This window comes from Candidatus Pelagibacter sp. uisw_098 (assembly GCF_059512505.1).
This window is the reverse complement of record NZ_CM183454.1, coordinates 731,650-745,951: the sequence shown is the minus strand read 5'-3', so window position 1 is coordinate 745,951 and position 14,302 is coordinate 731,650. Positions and strand designations below refer to the sequence as shown.

Annotated in this window: 14 protein-coding genes; all 14 read left to right on the top strand. The window is 30.3% G+C overall.

Translation table 11 applies throughout. The features are described from left to right. The first annotated feature begins 4 nt into the window (after nucleotides 1-4). From AC5YF9_RS04030 to AC5YF9_RS03965, 14 genes are read left to right on the top strand one after another with little or no spacing between them, the layout of a single operon-like run. Nucleotides 5-613: an NADH-quinone oxidoreductase subunit C gene (locus AC5YF9_RS04030; RefSeq protein ID WP_415303424.1), complete on the top strand. Its 609-nt coding sequence runs from the start codon at nucleotides 5-7 to the stop codon at nucleotides 611-613. Further along, nucleotides 597-1,772 (top strand): NADH-quinone oxidoreductase subunit D, encoded by a 1,176-nt coding sequence (locus tag AC5YF9_RS04025; RefSeq protein WP_496169826.1) that lies wholly within the window; start codon nucleotides 597-599, stop codon nucleotides 1,770-1,772. Before AC5YF9_RS04030 ends, AC5YF9_RS04025 begins: the two co-directional genes overlap by 17 nt. Next, nucleotides 1,772-2,380 carry an NADH-quinone oxidoreductase subunit NuoE gene (nuoE, locus tag AC5YF9_RS04020; protein ID WP_415303423.1) on the top strand — a complete coding sequence of 203 codons (609 nt, stop codon included), beginning with the start codon at nucleotides 1,772-1,774 and terminating at the stop codon, nucleotides 2,378-2,380. The genes AC5YF9_RS04025 and nuoE overlap by 1 nt, the downstream gene beginning before the upstream one ends. Further along, the gene (gene nuoF, locus AC5YF9_RS04015; RefSeq protein WP_415303422.1) at nucleotides 2,373-3,704 is read left to right on the top strand and encodes an NADH-quinone oxidoreductase subunit NuoF; all 1,332 of its coding nucleotides are present in this window, start codon (nucleotides 2,373-2,375) and stop codon (nucleotides 3,702-3,704) included. Before nuoE ends, nuoF begins: the two co-directional genes overlap by 8 nt. Beyond that, nucleotides 3,697-5,739, top strand: a complete 2,043-nt coding sequence (nuoG, locus tag AC5YF9_RS04010) for an NADH-quinone oxidoreductase subunit NuoG (RefSeq protein ID WP_415303421.1) — start codon at nucleotides 3,697-3,699, stop codon at nucleotides 5,737-5,739. The genes nuoF and nuoG overlap by 8 nt, the downstream gene beginning before the upstream one ends. 4 nt (nucleotides 5,740-5,743) lie before the next feature. After that, nucleotides 5,744-6,742, top strand: a complete 999-nt coding sequence (gene nuoH / locus AC5YF9_RS04005; protein ID WP_415303420.1) for an NADH-quinone oxidoreductase subunit NuoH — start codon at nucleotides 5,744-5,746, stop codon at nucleotides 6,740-6,742. 2 nt (nucleotides 6,743-6,744) lie between these two features. Further along, nucleotides 6,745-7,230 (top strand): NADH-quinone oxidoreductase subunit NuoI, encoded by a 486-nt coding sequence (gene nuoI, locus AC5YF9_RS04000; RefSeq protein ID WP_415303419.1) that lies wholly within the window; start codon nucleotides 6,745-6,747, stop codon nucleotides 7,228-7,230. Nucleotides 7,231-7,235: 5 nt separating this feature from the next. Next, entirely contained in the window at nucleotides 7,236-7,868 is a 633-nt protein-coding gene (locus AC5YF9_RS03995) for an NADH-quinone oxidoreductase subunit J (protein ID WP_415303418.1), read from the top strand. Next, entirely contained in the window at nucleotides 7,861-8,172 is a 312-nt protein-coding gene (gene nuoK / locus AC5YF9_RS03990; protein WP_415303417.1) for an NADH-quinone oxidoreductase subunit NuoK, read from the top strand. Before AC5YF9_RS03995 ends, nuoK begins: the two co-directional genes overlap by 8 nt. A gap of 1 nt (nucleotide 8,173) precedes the next feature. Then, nucleotides 8,174-10,087, top strand: coding sequence for an NADH-quinone oxidoreductase subunit L (gene nuoL, locus AC5YF9_RS03985; RefSeq protein WP_415303416.1), 1,914 nt, complete (start codon nucleotides 8,174-8,176; stop codon nucleotides 10,085-10,087). Beyond that, nucleotides 10,087-11,580, top strand: a complete 1,494-nt coding sequence (locus tag AC5YF9_RS03980; protein ID WP_415303415.1) for an NADH-quinone oxidoreductase subunit M — start codon at nucleotides 10,087-10,089, stop codon at nucleotides 11,578-11,580. The genes nuoL and AC5YF9_RS03980 overlap by 1 nt, the downstream gene beginning before the upstream one ends. Further along, nucleotides 11,580-12,995 carry an NADH-quinone oxidoreductase subunit NuoN gene (gene nuoN, locus AC5YF9_RS03975; RefSeq protein ID WP_415303414.1) on the top strand — a complete coding sequence of 472 codons (1,416 nt, stop codon included), beginning with the start codon at nucleotides 11,580-11,582 and terminating at the stop codon, nucleotides 12,993-12,995. The genes AC5YF9_RS03980 and nuoN overlap by 1 nt, the downstream gene beginning before the upstream one ends. Then, nucleotides 12,995-13,558: a biotin--[acetyl-CoA-carboxylase] ligase gene (locus tag AC5YF9_RS03970; RefSeq protein ID WP_415303413.1), complete on the top strand. Its 564-nt coding sequence runs from the start codon at nucleotides 12,995-12,997 to the stop codon at nucleotides 13,556-13,558. Before nuoN ends, AC5YF9_RS03970 begins: the two co-directional genes overlap by 1 nt. Then, nucleotides 13,555-14,301 carry a type III pantothenate kinase gene (locus AC5YF9_RS03965; protein ID WP_415303412.1) on the top strand — a complete coding sequence of 249 codons (747 nt, stop codon included), beginning with the start codon at nucleotides 13,555-13,557 and terminating at the stop codon, nucleotides 14,299-14,301. The genes AC5YF9_RS03970 and AC5YF9_RS03965 overlap by 4 nt, the downstream gene beginning before the upstream one ends. Nucleotide 14,302 lies beyond the last annotated feature (1 nt).

Below are 14,302 nucleotides of genomic sequence, written 5' to 3'. Positions count from 1 at the left end.
TATTATGATTAATTTAACAGATCTTGAAAGAAAAATTAACTCACAACTTACTACTAAGATTAAAAAATCTGAAATTAGACATGATCAACTTTATATAAGTATTGATAGTGAAGATTTAATTGATGTCACATTATTTATTAAGAGCAATGAAAATACAAAATTTAGACAATTAATTGATATAACTGTTGTTGATTTCCCTGAAAATGCTCAACGATTTAAAATGGTTTATTTATTTCTAAGTCATGAGTTTAACCAGCGCATAATATTAAGTTATCTCATTAGTGAAAATGAAGTTATCCCTTCATTAACATCAATATACCCAGCCGCGAACTGGATGGAGCGTGAAGTTTTTGATATGTATGGAGTTAAGTTTAAAGATCACCCAGACTTAAGAAGAATACTTACCGATTACGGCTTCGAAGGTCATCCACTAAGAAAAGATTTTCCATTAACAGGACATACAGAGGTTAGATATAGTGAAGAGCAGAAAAAAGTAATTAAAGAACCAGTTAAATTAGAACAAAATTATAGAAATTTTGATTATGAAAGTCCTTGGGAAGGAACCAAGTATATCAAAAAGCAAACAGATCAAGAAAATGACAAAAAAAACTAAAACATTAAATCTTAATTTTGGACCTCAACACCCTGCAGCTCATGGGGTTTTAAGATTGATTTTAGAATTGGATGGTGAGGTTGTGGAAAAAGCAGACCCTCATATTGGCTTGTTGCATCGTGGTACTGAGAAGTTAATAGAAAATAAAACATATATGCAAGCTGTACCTTATTTTGACAGACTTGATTATGTTGCTCCTATGAATCAGGAGCACGCTTTTGCTTTAGCTATTGAAAAAATATTAAAGATTGATGTGCCAATTAGAGCTCAATTTATAAGGGTCATGTTTTGCGAAATTGGAAGAATTTTAAGTCATATATTAAATGTAACCACTCAAGCACTTGATGTTGGTGCTTTAACACCCTCATTATGGGGCTTTGAAGAACGTGAAACTTTAATGACCTTTTATGAAAGAGCGTCAGGCTCAAGGTTGCATGCTAATTATTTTAGAGCAGGAGGTGTCCATCAAGATTTACCAACGGGGTTAGAAGAGGATATAGGTAAGTTTTGTGAGTCTTTCCCTAAAATAATTGATGATCTTGAAACACTGTTAACTGACAACAGAATATTTAAACAAAGAAATGTTGATATTGGAATTGTGACCAAAGAAGATGCTTTAGATTATTCTTTTAGTGGTGTTATGATTAGAGGATCAGGAGTTCCTTGGGATTTAAGAAAATCACAACCATACGAATGTTATGAACAATTAGATTTCAAGATACCTGTTGGTAAAAATGGAGATTGCTATGATAGATATTTGTGTAGGATTGAAGAAATGAGAGAGAGCGTTTCTATAATTAAACAATGTTTAGCTAAAATGAAAAAAGGACCAATTAAATCATCTGATGGGAAAATTAGCCCTCCACCAAAAAATGATATTAAACAATCTATGGAAGCTTTAATTCATCATTTTAAACTATTTACAGAAGGTTACCGTGTAGATAAAGATGAAATTTATACTGCTGTTGAAGCACCCAAAGGTGAGTTTGGTGTTTACCTAATTTCAGATGGCTCTAGTAAGCCGTATAAATGCAAAATAAGAGCCCCAGGCTTTTCCCACTTAGCTGCAATGGATTACTTAATTAAAGGACATATGCTTGCAGATGTACCTGCTGTATTAGGTTCATTAGATATTGTATTTGGAGAGGTTGACAGATAATGAGCTTAAGAAGACCTTCAAAAGAGCAACCTGAGACTTTTGAGTTTAATACAAACTCATTAGAAGCCGCCAAATCAATCGTTGCAAAATATCCTAAAGATAGACAGGAAAGTGCTGTAATGGCTTTGCTTTATATCGCACAAAAACAAAACAGTAACTGGATTCCATTAGCTGCTATGAAATACCTAGGTAAGTTTTTAGACATGCCTTATATAAAGATTTACGAAGTAGCAACATTTTATACAATGTATAATCTTGCTCCTGTGGGTAAACATTTTATACAAGTTTGCACAACCACACCATGCATGATTAGAGGGGCCTACAAACTTGTTGAAGCGTGTAAAGAAAAAATTTCTGAAAATGAAAATGAATTATCAAAAGATCAAAGTTGCTCTTGGATGGAAGTTGAGTGTTTAGGTGCTTGTGTTAATGCACCCATGATGCAGATCAATGATGAATATTATGAAGATTTAGATAAAGAAAAGACATTAAAAATTTTAGATAAGATCCTTGCTGGTGAAACACCTAAGCCAGGATCGTATCGAGGCCGTATAAATAACGAACCTGAAAATAATAGAAAAACACTTATGGATTTAAAAAATGCTTAAAGACGAAGATAGAATATTTCAGAATTTATATAATGATAAGAGTTCAGATGTTGAATCTTCAAGAAAAAGAGGTGACTGGACAAACACTAAAGATTTAATTGAAAAAGGTAGAGATTGGATAATAACTGAGGTTAAAGCTTCAGAACTTAGAGGTAGAGGAGGTGCTGGATTTCCAACTGGTTTAAAATGGTCTTTTGCCCCAAAAGAATTGGGTTCAAGACCTCATTATCTAGTTATAAATGGAGATGAGTCAGAACCAGGCACTTGTAAAGATAGAGATATTTTAAGATTTGAACCTCATAAATTAATTGAAGGATGTTTAATTGCTGCTTATGCTGTTCAAGCACATGTTTGTTATATCTATATAAGAGGAGAATACTTTATAGATGGAGAAAAACTTCAGTCAGCAATTGATGAGGCTTATGAAAAAAATTTAATAGGAAAAAATGCATCTGAAACAGGTTGGGATTTAGATATTTATATTCACTATGGAGCAGGAGCATATATATGTGGAGAAGAAACTGCTTTACTTGAGAGTATAGAGGGTAAAAAAGGTCAGCCAAGATTGAAACCACCTTTCCCAGCTTTAATTGGTCTTTATGGATGCCCAACTATAATTAACAATGTTGAAACTATAGCGGTTATCCCAACTATATTAAGAAGAGGCGGTAAATGGTTTGCATCTTTAGGTAAAGCAAAGAATACAGGAACAAAAATTTTTTGTATATCCGGTAATGTTAACAATCCATGTAATGTTGAAGAAGAAATGAGCATATCTCTTAAAGAACTAATTGAAGTTCATGCCGGAGGTGTTATTGGGGGGTGGGAAAATCTACAAGCTGTAATACCTGGTGGTTCATCAATGCCTTTAATACCACAAAAAACTTGTGAAACTTTAACAATGGATTTTGATTCACTAATGGCAGAAAAAAGTGGATTAGGAACTGCAGGTATAGTTGTTATTAATAAAGATCAAGACATCATTAAATGCATGGCAAGAATTGCTAGATTTTATAAACATGAAAGTTGTGGTCAATGCACACCTTGTAGAGAAGGTACAGGTTGGATGTGGAGAATGCTTGAAAGAATGGCTAAAGGTGAAGCGTCAAGAGATGAAGTTGATATGTTGGGAGATGTAACAAATCAAATCGCAGGACACACTATTTGTGCTTTTGGTGAGGGGTCTTCATGGCCTGTACAGGGATTATTAAGACATTTTAAAAAAGATATTGAAGATAGAAATAATCTTAACCCAACTATAAAAAAAGAAAAAAATATTCCTTACTTGGTAGATCAACACTTATTGGATAAAAAAAATGCTTAAATTAAAAGTTAATGAAATTGATATAGAGGTTGAAGAGGGCCTAACTGTGCTTCAAGCTTGTGAAAAAGCTGGTGTTGAAATCCCAAGATTTTGTTATCATGAAAAATTATCAATAGCAGGTAATTGTAGAATGTGTTTAGTAGAATTAGAAAAATCCCCTAAACCTGTAGCCTCATGTGCTATGCCAGCAGCAGAGGGAATGAATATTAAAACAAATACTGAGTTTGTTGAAAAAGCAAGAAAAGGTGTAATGGAATTTTTGTTGGCTAATCATCCATTGGATTGTCCTGTTTGTGATCAGGGGGGCGAATGTGATTTGCAAGATCAATCTATGTTTTATGGTATTGATAAATCTAGATACAAAGAAAATAAAAGAGATGTTTCTGAAAAAAATATGGGACCTTTAATTAAAACACAAATGACCAGATGTATACATTGTACGAGATGTGTTAGGTTTGCTACAGAGGTTGCTGGTGTAACAGAGATTGGAGCGATAGGCAGAGGTGAAGATATGGAAATCACAACATATCTTGAACAATCTATGCAATCAGAACTATCAGCTAATGTAGTAGATTTATGTCCCGTTGGTGCCTTGACATCAAAACCGTATGTATTTGAGGCTAGACCTTGGGAATTAAAGAAGACTGAATCTATTGATGTGATGGATGCTATTGGTTCAAATATAAGAGTTGATACATATGGATGGGAAGTTAAAAGAATTTTACCAAGAATTAATGAAGATATTAACGAAGAATGGATTTCAGATAAAACCAGATATGCTTGTGATGGCTTGTTAAATCAACGCCTAGATACACCTTATATAAAATATAATGGTAAATTCGAGAAAGCATCATGGAAAGAAGTTTTTAATATAATTAAGTCTAAATTTAAAAATACTGACAAAGATAAAATATGTGGAATGTCTGGTGATTTAGTTAACATGGAAACACTTTATATATTTAAAGAGTTTTTTAATAAAACACTAGGTTCCTATAATGTTGAATCAAGAAGTGATCATACATATTTGAATCCGAAAAAAAGAGAAAACTATTTATTCAATTCAACAATTAACGGCATAGAAGAAGCGGATTTTATTTTACTTATAGGAAGCAATCCAAGGTATGAGGCAACAATTTTAAATGCGCGTATTAGAAAAGCATATTTACAAAATAAAACAAAAATAATCTCTTTAAATGAAATTGGTGATCTGACTTATCCATACGAATCTTTAAATGGTGATATTGAAAATATTAAAAAAATTACAGAAGACAATCATGAAGTATCGAGCTTAATTAAAGAAGCCAAAAAACCTTTAATTATCTTTGGTCAGTCATCCCTAAAAACCAAATCTGCAAAATATATTTTTGAATCTATTAGATCTTTTTTAAAAAAAAATAATAAGATGTCAGATGAATGGAATTCTTTAAATACAATTTCAGAAAATGCATCTACAGTCGGTAGCTTTGACTTAGGTTTATATAAAACAGTAGATGGCTCAAACGAAGTACTAAAAGATTTAGAAAATCATATGTTTGAAATTGTTTATCTTTTAGGAGTAGATAATCTTAAATTTGAAAAAAAGAATGAATTTATAATTTATCAAGGAAGTCATGGAGATAAAGGAGCAGAGATTGCAGATATTATACTTCCAGGTGCTGCATACACAGAGCAAAATGGTTACTTTACAAACTTAGAAGGTAAAATGCAAAAAGCCTATAAGGCCTCTTATCCACCAGAAGAAGCTAAGGAAGACTGGTTGATAATTAATGAATTAGCAGAAGTAATGAATCATAGAAAATTATTTAATGACAAAGACGAGTTGGATAGCAGTTTGCATAATCAAATTAATTTATACATTGAAAAAAATAAATCTATTAAATCTTCTAATGTTGAGAATTTAGAATTTAAGCAAGAGATTTTAAAAGTTAATAATGAAGATTATTATTACTCCAATGCTATAGCAAGAGCTTCAAAAACCATGTTTGAATGTAAGAGTGCTAAGACAAATTTAAAATTAACAGGCACTGAAGGTTAATAAAATGGATTATTTAAGTATAATTTTTTCAGAGACATATAAAATCTTATTTTTATTAGTTCCAGTTCTTGTTTCTGTTGCAATGGTTGTTTGGCTTGATCGTCGTATTTGGGCCTTCGTTCAAAAAAGACAAGGACCTAATGTTGTCGGACCTTTTGGTTTACTTCAATCTTTGGCTGATGCACTAAAATACATGTTTAAAGAAGTTATTATCCCATCAAGCTCCAATAAAGTAATATTTATATTAGCACCAATTGTTACCATGACTTTGGCGTTAATCTCTTGGGCAGTTATTCCTTTTAGTGCAACTCAAGTATTAGCTGATATCAACGTTGGTATTCTTTATTTATTTGCAGTTTCATCTTTAGGTGTTTATGGAATTATTATGGGTGGTTGGGCTTCAAATTCAAAATATCCTTTTCTTGGTGCAATTCGATCAGCAGCTCAAATGGTATCTTACGAAGTTTCAATTGGTGTTATTATAATTAATGTTTTGCTTTGTGTTGGTTCGTTAAACTTAAACGATATAGTTATGGCTCAAGAAAACCTATGGTTTGTAATTCCATTATTTCCAATGTTTATAATTTTTTTTATTTCAGCGTTGGCAGAAACAAATCGACCACCATTTGACTTACCAGAGGCAGAAGCAGAGCTCGTTGCAGGATATCAAACTGAATATTCTGGAATGATGTATGCAATGTTTTGGTTGGGTGAGTATGCAAATATTCTTCTTATGTGTGCCATGGGAGCAATTCTTTTTTTAGGTGGATGGTTGTCTCCAATTGAAATTTACCCATTCACTTTAATTCCAGGTGCTATCTGGTTAATCTTTAAAATTTTATTTCTTTTTATACTATTTGCGTTGGTAAAAGCTATTGTACCAAGATATAGGTATGATCAGTTGATGAGACTCGGTTGGAAAATCTTTCTACCTTTAGCTTTAACATGGGTGGTTCTTACATCAAGTTACTTATTTTACTTTAACCTACTACCAATTAATTAATTATGAAAATTTCAAGAATTTTTAAAACAATTTTAATGTTAGATTTTCTAGGAGGTCTTACTATTGCTTTAAGAGAACTTTTTAAATCTAAAAAAACAATTAATTATCCTTTTGAAAAAGGAAAAATTAGTCCAAGATTTAGAGGTGAACACGCCTTAAGAAGATACCCTGATGGTGAAGAAAGATGTATTGCTTGTAAATTATGCGAAGCTGTATGCCCAGCTCAAGCAATTACAATTGAATCTTCTGAGAGAGAGGATGGTAGTAGAAAAACTACCCGATATGATATTGATATGATGAAGTGTATTTATTGCGGTCTTTGTGAAGAATCTTGCCCTGTGGATGCAATAGTTCAAGGACCAAATTTTGAATTTTCAACAGAAACAAGAGAAGAACTTTATTACAATAAAGAAAAACTTTTGGATAATGGTGATAGATGGGAAAATATTTTAGCTGCTAATATTAAAGCAGATAAACCTTATAGATAATAATTATGTTAGCACATGCCATTTTTTTTTACATCTTTTCATTAATAGCAATTGTTTCTGCGATAATGGTTACAGTTTCTAAAAACACTGTTCATTCTGTCTTTTTTTTAATTTTAGATTTTATTAGTATTTCTTGTTTGTTTATAATGATAGGTGCAGAATTTCTTGGCATGATAATGTTAATTATTTATGTTGGAGCGGTAGCAGTTTTATTCTTATTTGTTGTAATGATGTTAAATGTTGCTCAACAAAAAAACCAATGGTTTAGTGCTAGGGAGAGCTCAAAACATCTGCCTGTTGGATTAATCATTAGTACTATTATATTTTTTGAATTAATTATTGTTATTGGTGGATGGAAATACAAGTCAGATCTTGTTTCTTCTATGTCATTAAATATAGATAGTAGCATTAGTAATACTCATGCTATTGGTTATGTTTTATATACTGATTACATCCATATCTTTCAATTAAGTGGAATGATTTTATTAGTTGCAATGATAGGGGCTATTGTTCTTACCTTTAGAAAGAGATCTGGTGTCAAAAAACAAAGTTATTTTAGTCAAATATCTAGAGAAAGAACAGATGGTGTTGAATTGATAGATGTTCCTAGCAATCAAGGAGTTAAGTCTGATGATTGATGTAGGTTTGGGCCACTACCTTACTTTAGGAGCGATAATATTTACTATTGGTATAGTTGGTATATTTTTAAATAGAAAAAATATCATAGTAATATTAATGAGTATAGAGCTTATTCTATTAGCAGTGAATATTAATTTGGTGGCTTTCTCTATATTTTTGAATGACATAACGGGGCAAATTTTTACACTCTTTATATTAACTGTAGCTGCTGCAGAAGCTGCCATAGGTTTAGCAATAATAGTGGTTTATTACCGTAACTCATCATCAATTGATGTTGAAAAAATAAATAGTTTGAAAGGATAATATGGAATTTGCATTATTATTTCTTCCACTGCTAGCATCTATTATATCTGGTTTTTTTGGTAAATTTATAGGTGACAGAAATTCAGAGATCATAACCAGTATTTTTGTTTCGATTTCAGCTCTACTATCTTTGACTTTATTTTATCAAGTTATTGTTAGCGGATATGAAAATAATGTAGTTATTGCTACTTGGATTAATTCAGGAACACTTGATGTGAATTGGTCTTTTAAAGTGGATGCGTTATCTTCAGTAATGCTTGTTGTTGTAACTCTGGTTTCTTCACTAGTTCATATTTATTCTATTGGTTATATGTCTCACGATCCTCATAAACCAAGATTTATGGCATATCTTTCTCTTTTTACGTTTGCAATGTTAATGTTGGTTACATCTGATAATTTTCTTCAATTATTTTTTGGATGGGAGGGGGTAGGCCTTTGTTCTTACTTTTTAATTGGTTTTTGGTATAAAAAAGATTCAGCAAATGCAGCGGCTATAAAAGCTTTTGTAGTCAATAGAGTGGGTGATTTTGGATTTGCCCTAGGAATATTTTTAATTTTTTATCTATTTGGTACCGTCAATTACTCCGAGGTATTTCAACAAATTCCACAAATTATTGACAAAGAATTATTATTTTTAGGAATGCACATCAAAGCCATTGATTTAATTTGTATCCTTTTATTTATTGGAGCCATGGGTAAATCTGCACAAATTCTTTTACACACATGGCTACCAGATGCAATGGAAGGACCCACACCTGTGTCAGCATTAATACATGCAGCTACCATGGTTACAGCAGGTGTCTTTTTGGTTGTTAGATGCTCTCCAATTTTTGAATATTCCCCTTTAACTTTAAATATTATTACTGTAGTTGGAATGACAACTGCTTTTTTTGCTGCAACTGTCGCCTTAGTTCAAACAGATATAAAAAAAATTATTGCCTACTCAACATGTAGTCAGTTAGGTTATATGTTTTTTGCAGCTGGTGTTGGTGCTTATAATGTTGCGATGTTTCATTTATTTACGCATGCATTTTTTAAGGCGTTACTTTTCTTAGGGTCTGGATCTGTAATTCATTCATTTAAAGATGAACAAGATATTAATCATATGGGAGGAGTGCATAAAAAGTTACCTTATACTTGGATTTTGATGATTATTGGAACGCTAGCTCTGACAGGTTTCCCTTTTCTTTCAGGTTTTTATTCAAAAGACGCAATTATAGAATTTGCCTATCTCAGAGGTAATACAGTAGGGTATTATGCTGCGGGTGTTGGTATTTTAACAGCTTTACTTACCTCAATATATTCGTGGAGATTAATTTTTAAAACATTTCATGGAACTTATAATAATAAAAGATTAAAAATTGAAGAAATGCACGAGTCTCCTATGGTCATGCTTATACCTTTGATTGTATTAGCAATTGGTTCAATTTTCGCAGGTTTTTTGTTTAAAGATTTATTTATTGGTCATGGAGGAGAAAATCACTTTTGGGGAGATTCTATTAAATTTCTAAATCCATTAAGTACAGATCATCCACCTTTATGGATTATTTTGATTACACCCATTCTTGTCTTGTTATCCATTCCAATTGCTTACTATTTATTTGTAAAAAATAAAGAATTACCAAATCAATTTGTTCAATCCAACAAACCTATGTACAATTTTTTAGTTAATAAATGGTACTTTGATGAATTATACGACTTTATATTTATTCGATCTTCCAAAAAAATAGGACTATTCTTTTGGAAAACAATTGATGTAAAAATTATTGATAAATTTGGACCCGATGGTCTTTCTCTACTAATTAAAAACTTATCATTAAAAGCCAGTAAATTTCAAAGTGGATTTATTTATCAATATGCCTTCATGATATTGATTGGTCTATCTGCATTATTAACATTTTTAATTTTACAATAATGAATTTTCCAATCTTATCATCATTAATTCTTTTACCAACTATTGGAGCTTTATTTTTATTATTTTCAAAAGATAAAAATTCAAATACAGGAAAATATGTTGCTTTGTTCACTTCTTTTGTTAATTTTTTAATCTCAATATATTTATGGTATTTATTTGACCCATCAACATCAAGCTTTCAATTTATTGAAAATAGAGAGTGGCTAAAAGGTTTTGTTAATTATAAGGTGGGTATAGATGGAATTTCAATTCTATTTATAATTCTAACAACACTTATTACTCCATTGTGTATAATATCTGTTAACAACACAATTAAAATAAGGTTAAGGGATTTTCTCATTGCCATATTGGTAATGGAGAGTCTAATGATTGGAGTTTTTTGTTCACTTGATCTACTTGTATTTTATTTATTTTTTGAAGCTGGATTAATTCCAATGTTTTTGATTATTGGAATTTGGGGTGGAGCAAGAAGAGTTTATTCTGCTTTTAAATTTTTCTTATACACATTACTTGGTTCAGTTTTAATGTTAGTTGCAATAATTTCAATTTATTGGATTGCTGGCACAACTGATATAACAAAACTTTATGAATTGGGCATAGATACTAAATATCAAAATTTATTGTGGCTTGCATTTTTTAGTTCTTTTGCTGTTAAAACACCTATGTGGCCAGTTCATACTTGGTTACCTGATGCTCATGTAGAAGCACCAACTGCTGGTTCAGTTCTACTTGCTGCAATTTTATTAAAAATGGCTGGATATGGCTTTATTAGATTCTCATTAGGCTTATTTCCTGTAGCCTCAGAATTATTTACTCCTTTAGTATATTCATTAAGTTTAATTGCAATTATTTATGCGTCTCTAGTAGCCTTAATGCAGGAAGATATGAAAAAATTAATAGCATATTCTTCTGTGGCTCATATGGGGTTTGTAACTTTAGGAATTTTTACAATTACACAGCAGGGTATTGAAGGAAGTATAATTCAAATGATTAGTCATGGACTTGTTTCAGCTGCATTATTTTTATGTGTGGGTGTAGTTTATGATCGTATGCACTCAAGGTTAATTAAAACTTATGGTGGTCTAGTTTCAGTGATGCCTAAATATTCAATTTTATTTATGCTGTTTACTTTGGCTTCATTAGGACTGCCAGGTACTAGTGGCTTTATAGGAGAATTTTTAATTTTAATGGGTGCATTCAAGGATAATTTTTTAGTAGCAGTTATTGCTAGTTTTGGTGTCATTTTTGGTGCTGCATATATGTTATGGTTATATAGAAGGGTAGTTTTTGGAAATTTAATAAACAAAGACCTTCTAAAAATACCTGATTTAGATAATTCAGAAAAATTTATTTTATGGAGTTTGGCTATACCAGTATTATTCTTTGGTTTTTACCCAGAACCACTTATTAACACGATTGAAGTATCGGTAAATGACTTAATTGAAATGTATAATTTTAACTTAAATATGTTCGGTCCCGAGGTACAAAAGTAATGAATAATTTGAATTTTATTTCTCCTGAAATCTTTATCTCTTTATCGATAATGTTTTTATTAATTTTGGGTGTTTTTAAAAAAAATAGCTCAAGTTTAATTCATAATCTTTCAATAGGGCTTTTATTGATTACTGGAATTTTAATATTAAATAATCCTTTTGATAGAGCCGTAACCTTATTTGGAAATAGCTATGTAATTGACAGCCTCTCATCTTTAATGAAAATTCTTACAATTTTAGGTGGAGCTTTTGTATTGTCAATTTCAACAAAATATTTAAAGATATCCCAAATTTTTTTAATTGAGTATCCAATTTTAGTCCTTTGTTCAATTTTAGGAATGATGGTTATGATTAGTTCTAACGATCTTATGGTTTTTTACATTGGACTTGAATTACAATCACTAGCTTTGTACGTTTTAGCATCATTTAATAGAGATCAATTAAAATCATCTGAATCAGGTCTTAAATATTTTGTATTAAGTGCACTTTCTTCTGGTTTATTGCTTTATGGCTGTTCTTTGATTTATGGCTTTTCTGGATCAACTAATTTTAATATTATTGGTAACTCAATGGATTCCACTCATTATGGTCTAACATTCGGAATAGTTTTTATCCTAGTTGGATTAGCTTTTAAAATATCCGCTGTACCATTTCATATGTGGGCGCCTGATGTTTATGAAGGATCACCGACATCTGTAACATTGTTTTTTGCTGTAGTACCTAAGGTTGCGGCTTTAACGGTCTTTATTAGATTCTTATATGTCCCATTTTTTAATATGATTGATCAATGGCAGCCTATCATTATTTTTTTATCAATTGCCTCAATGATATTTGGAGCTGTTGCAGCGATTGGACAGAATAATTTAAAAAGACTAGTAGCGTATAGTTCTATTGGTCATATTGGTTACGCTTTAGCAGGTCTTTCTGTTGGAACTAACGAAGGTATTCAATCATCTATAGTTTATATTTCTATCTACTTAGTAATGAATCTAGGCTTATTTAGCTGCTTACTTATGATGAAAAGAAATGATCAATACTTTGAAACTATTGATGATTTATCAGGTTTATCAAAAAATCATCCAGTTTTATCGCTATCATTACTTGTTATACTTTTTTCATTAGCTGGCATTCCACCATTAGCTGGCTTTTTTGCTAAGTTTTATGTATTTAAATCTGTAATTGAACAATCAATGTATTTTTTAGCAATTGTTGGCTTACTATCAACTGTGATAGCTGCCTTTTATTATTTAAGAATAATTAAAGTTATTTATTTTGATGAAGGAAGAGAAAAATATGACACTGATCATAGTATTTGGTTAAGAATATCATTAACTTTTTCAACGTTGTTAATTCTTTTTTACTTTATCTTTCCTAGCAAATTAGTGGAAATTGTATCTAGAATTAATATTATTTAATGAAGTTAAAAAAGTTCAATTTTAAAATTGTAAATAGTACAAATGATATAGCTATAAAAATAATTAAAAATACCAATAATAAATCAGGAATTGTAATTGCAGAGAAACAAAAAAGAGGAAGAGGTCAATATGGGAAAAAGTGGACTTCATTTAAAGGAAATTTATTTGTAAGTATTTTTTTTCAAGTTAGTTTGGTTAAATTATCACTTAAGGATTTGACAAAAGTTAACTGTCTTTTAGTAAAAAAACTATTATCAAATTTTTATAAAGATAAAATTACGATTAAAAATCCAAATGATTTATTAATAAATAATATGAAAATCTCAGGTATATTACAGGAAACATTATCTAAATCAGGTAAAAAATTTATTGTTGTTGGGATAGGTATAAATTTGATTAAGAGCCCAATTATAAAAAATTATTTAACCACAAATCTTTTTGACTTAACTGGTGTAAAAATTACAGCTAATAATGCAATTTTAAAACTAAAAAAAATTTATGAATTTTTTATTCCACTGTTACCTGAATTTAATATAAAAAACTTAAATAGAAATTTAAAATGATTATTGTTGGCGATATAGGAAATACTGAAACAAAAATTTGTTTGGTAAACTCTAAAAATATTATTATTAAAAGAGTTACCTTAATAACAAAAAAAATAAACCCTTCTTTACTTAAGAAATCTTTATCAAACCTAAACTTGAAAAATAAATCAATTGATAAATCTTTATTTTGCAGTGTTGTTCCAAAATCATTTAATGAAATTAAAAACTTTTTTAATAAAACTTATAAAATTAAATGTCACGAGCTTAAAAAGCTTAAACTAAATAGATTAATTAAAATTAAAGTTAACTACAGACAAGTTGGCTCAGATAGATTGGCCAATGCAATTGGAGTCATTAATAATAAAGATAATTTTATAATTTTAGACTTTGGAACTGCGACAACATTTGATGTTTTGATTAAGAACACTTATTATGGTGGTGTTATTGCTCCTGGGGTAAAGCTTTCACTTGATACGTTGACTGACAAAGCAACTCAAATTCCCAAGATTAATTTAAAAAAAACAAATAAAGTTATTGGTTTAAACACTATTAGCGCTGTTAGAGCTGGTTTTTTTTGGGGCTATGAGGGTTTAATTGACAATATCGTTAATTTAATTAAGAAAGAGACTAAGATGTCCTTTAAAATTATAATTACTGGAGGATTTTCTAATTTATTCAAGAATTCAACAAAAACGAAAGCTACATTAAATAAAGACATTACAATTAACGGCCTAATCAGAGCCAGCATTTTAATTAAATAGA

What these genes read in the sequence shown, in the direction of transcription:
- AC5YF9_RS04030 (WP_415303424.1), top strand. Translation starts at nt 5, where the DNA reads ATGATTAATTTAACAGATCTTGAAAGAAAAATTAACTCACAACTTACT.
- AC5YF9_RS04025 (WP_496169826.1), top strand. Translation starts at nt 597, where the DNA reads ATGACAAAAAAAACTAAAACATTAAATCTTAATTTTGGACCTCAACAC.
- nuoE (WP_415303423.1), top strand. Translation starts at nt 1,772, where the DNA reads ATGAGCTTAAGAAGACCTTCAAAAGAGCAACCTGAGACTTTTGAGTTT.
- nuoF (WP_415303422.1), top strand. Translation starts at nt 2,373, where the DNA reads ATGCTTAAAGACGAAGATAGAATATTTCAGAATTTATATAATGATAAG.
- nuoG (WP_415303421.1), top strand. Translation starts at nt 3,697, where the DNA reads ATGCTTAAATTAAAAGTTAATGAAATTGATATAGAGGTTGAAGAGGGC.
- nuoH (WP_415303420.1), top strand. Translation starts at nt 5,744, where the DNA reads ATGGATTATTTAAGTATAATTTTTTCAGAGACATATAAAATCTTATTT.
- nuoI (WP_415303419.1), top strand. Translation starts at nt 6,745, where the DNA reads ATGAAAATTTCAAGAATTTTTAAAACAATTTTAATGTTAGATTTTCTA.
- AC5YF9_RS03995 (WP_415303418.1), top strand. Translation starts at nt 7,236, where the DNA reads ATGTTAGCACATGCCATTTTTTTTTACATCTTTTCATTAATAGCAATT.
- nuoK (WP_415303417.1), top strand. Translation starts at nt 7,861, where the DNA reads ATGATTGATGTAGGTTTGGGCCACTACCTTACTTTAGGAGCGATAATA.
- nuoL (WP_415303416.1), top strand. Translation starts at nt 8,174, where the DNA reads ATGGAATTTGCATTATTATTTCTTCCACTGCTAGCATCTATTATATCT.
- AC5YF9_RS03980 (WP_415303415.1), top strand. Translation starts at nt 10,087, where the DNA reads ATGAATTTTCCAATCTTATCATCATTAATTCTTTTACCAACTATTGGA.
- nuoN (WP_415303414.1), top strand. Translation starts at nt 11,580, where the DNA reads ATGAATAATTTGAATTTTATTTCTCCTGAAATCTTTATCTCTTTATCG.
- AC5YF9_RS03970 (WP_415303413.1), top strand. Translation starts at nt 12,995, where the DNA reads ATGAAGTTAAAAAAGTTCAATTTTAAAATTGTAAATAGTACAAATGAT.
- AC5YF9_RS03965 (WP_415303412.1), top strand. Translation starts at nt 13,555, where the DNA reads ATGATTATTGTTGGCGATATAGGAAATACTGAAACAAAAATTTGTTTG.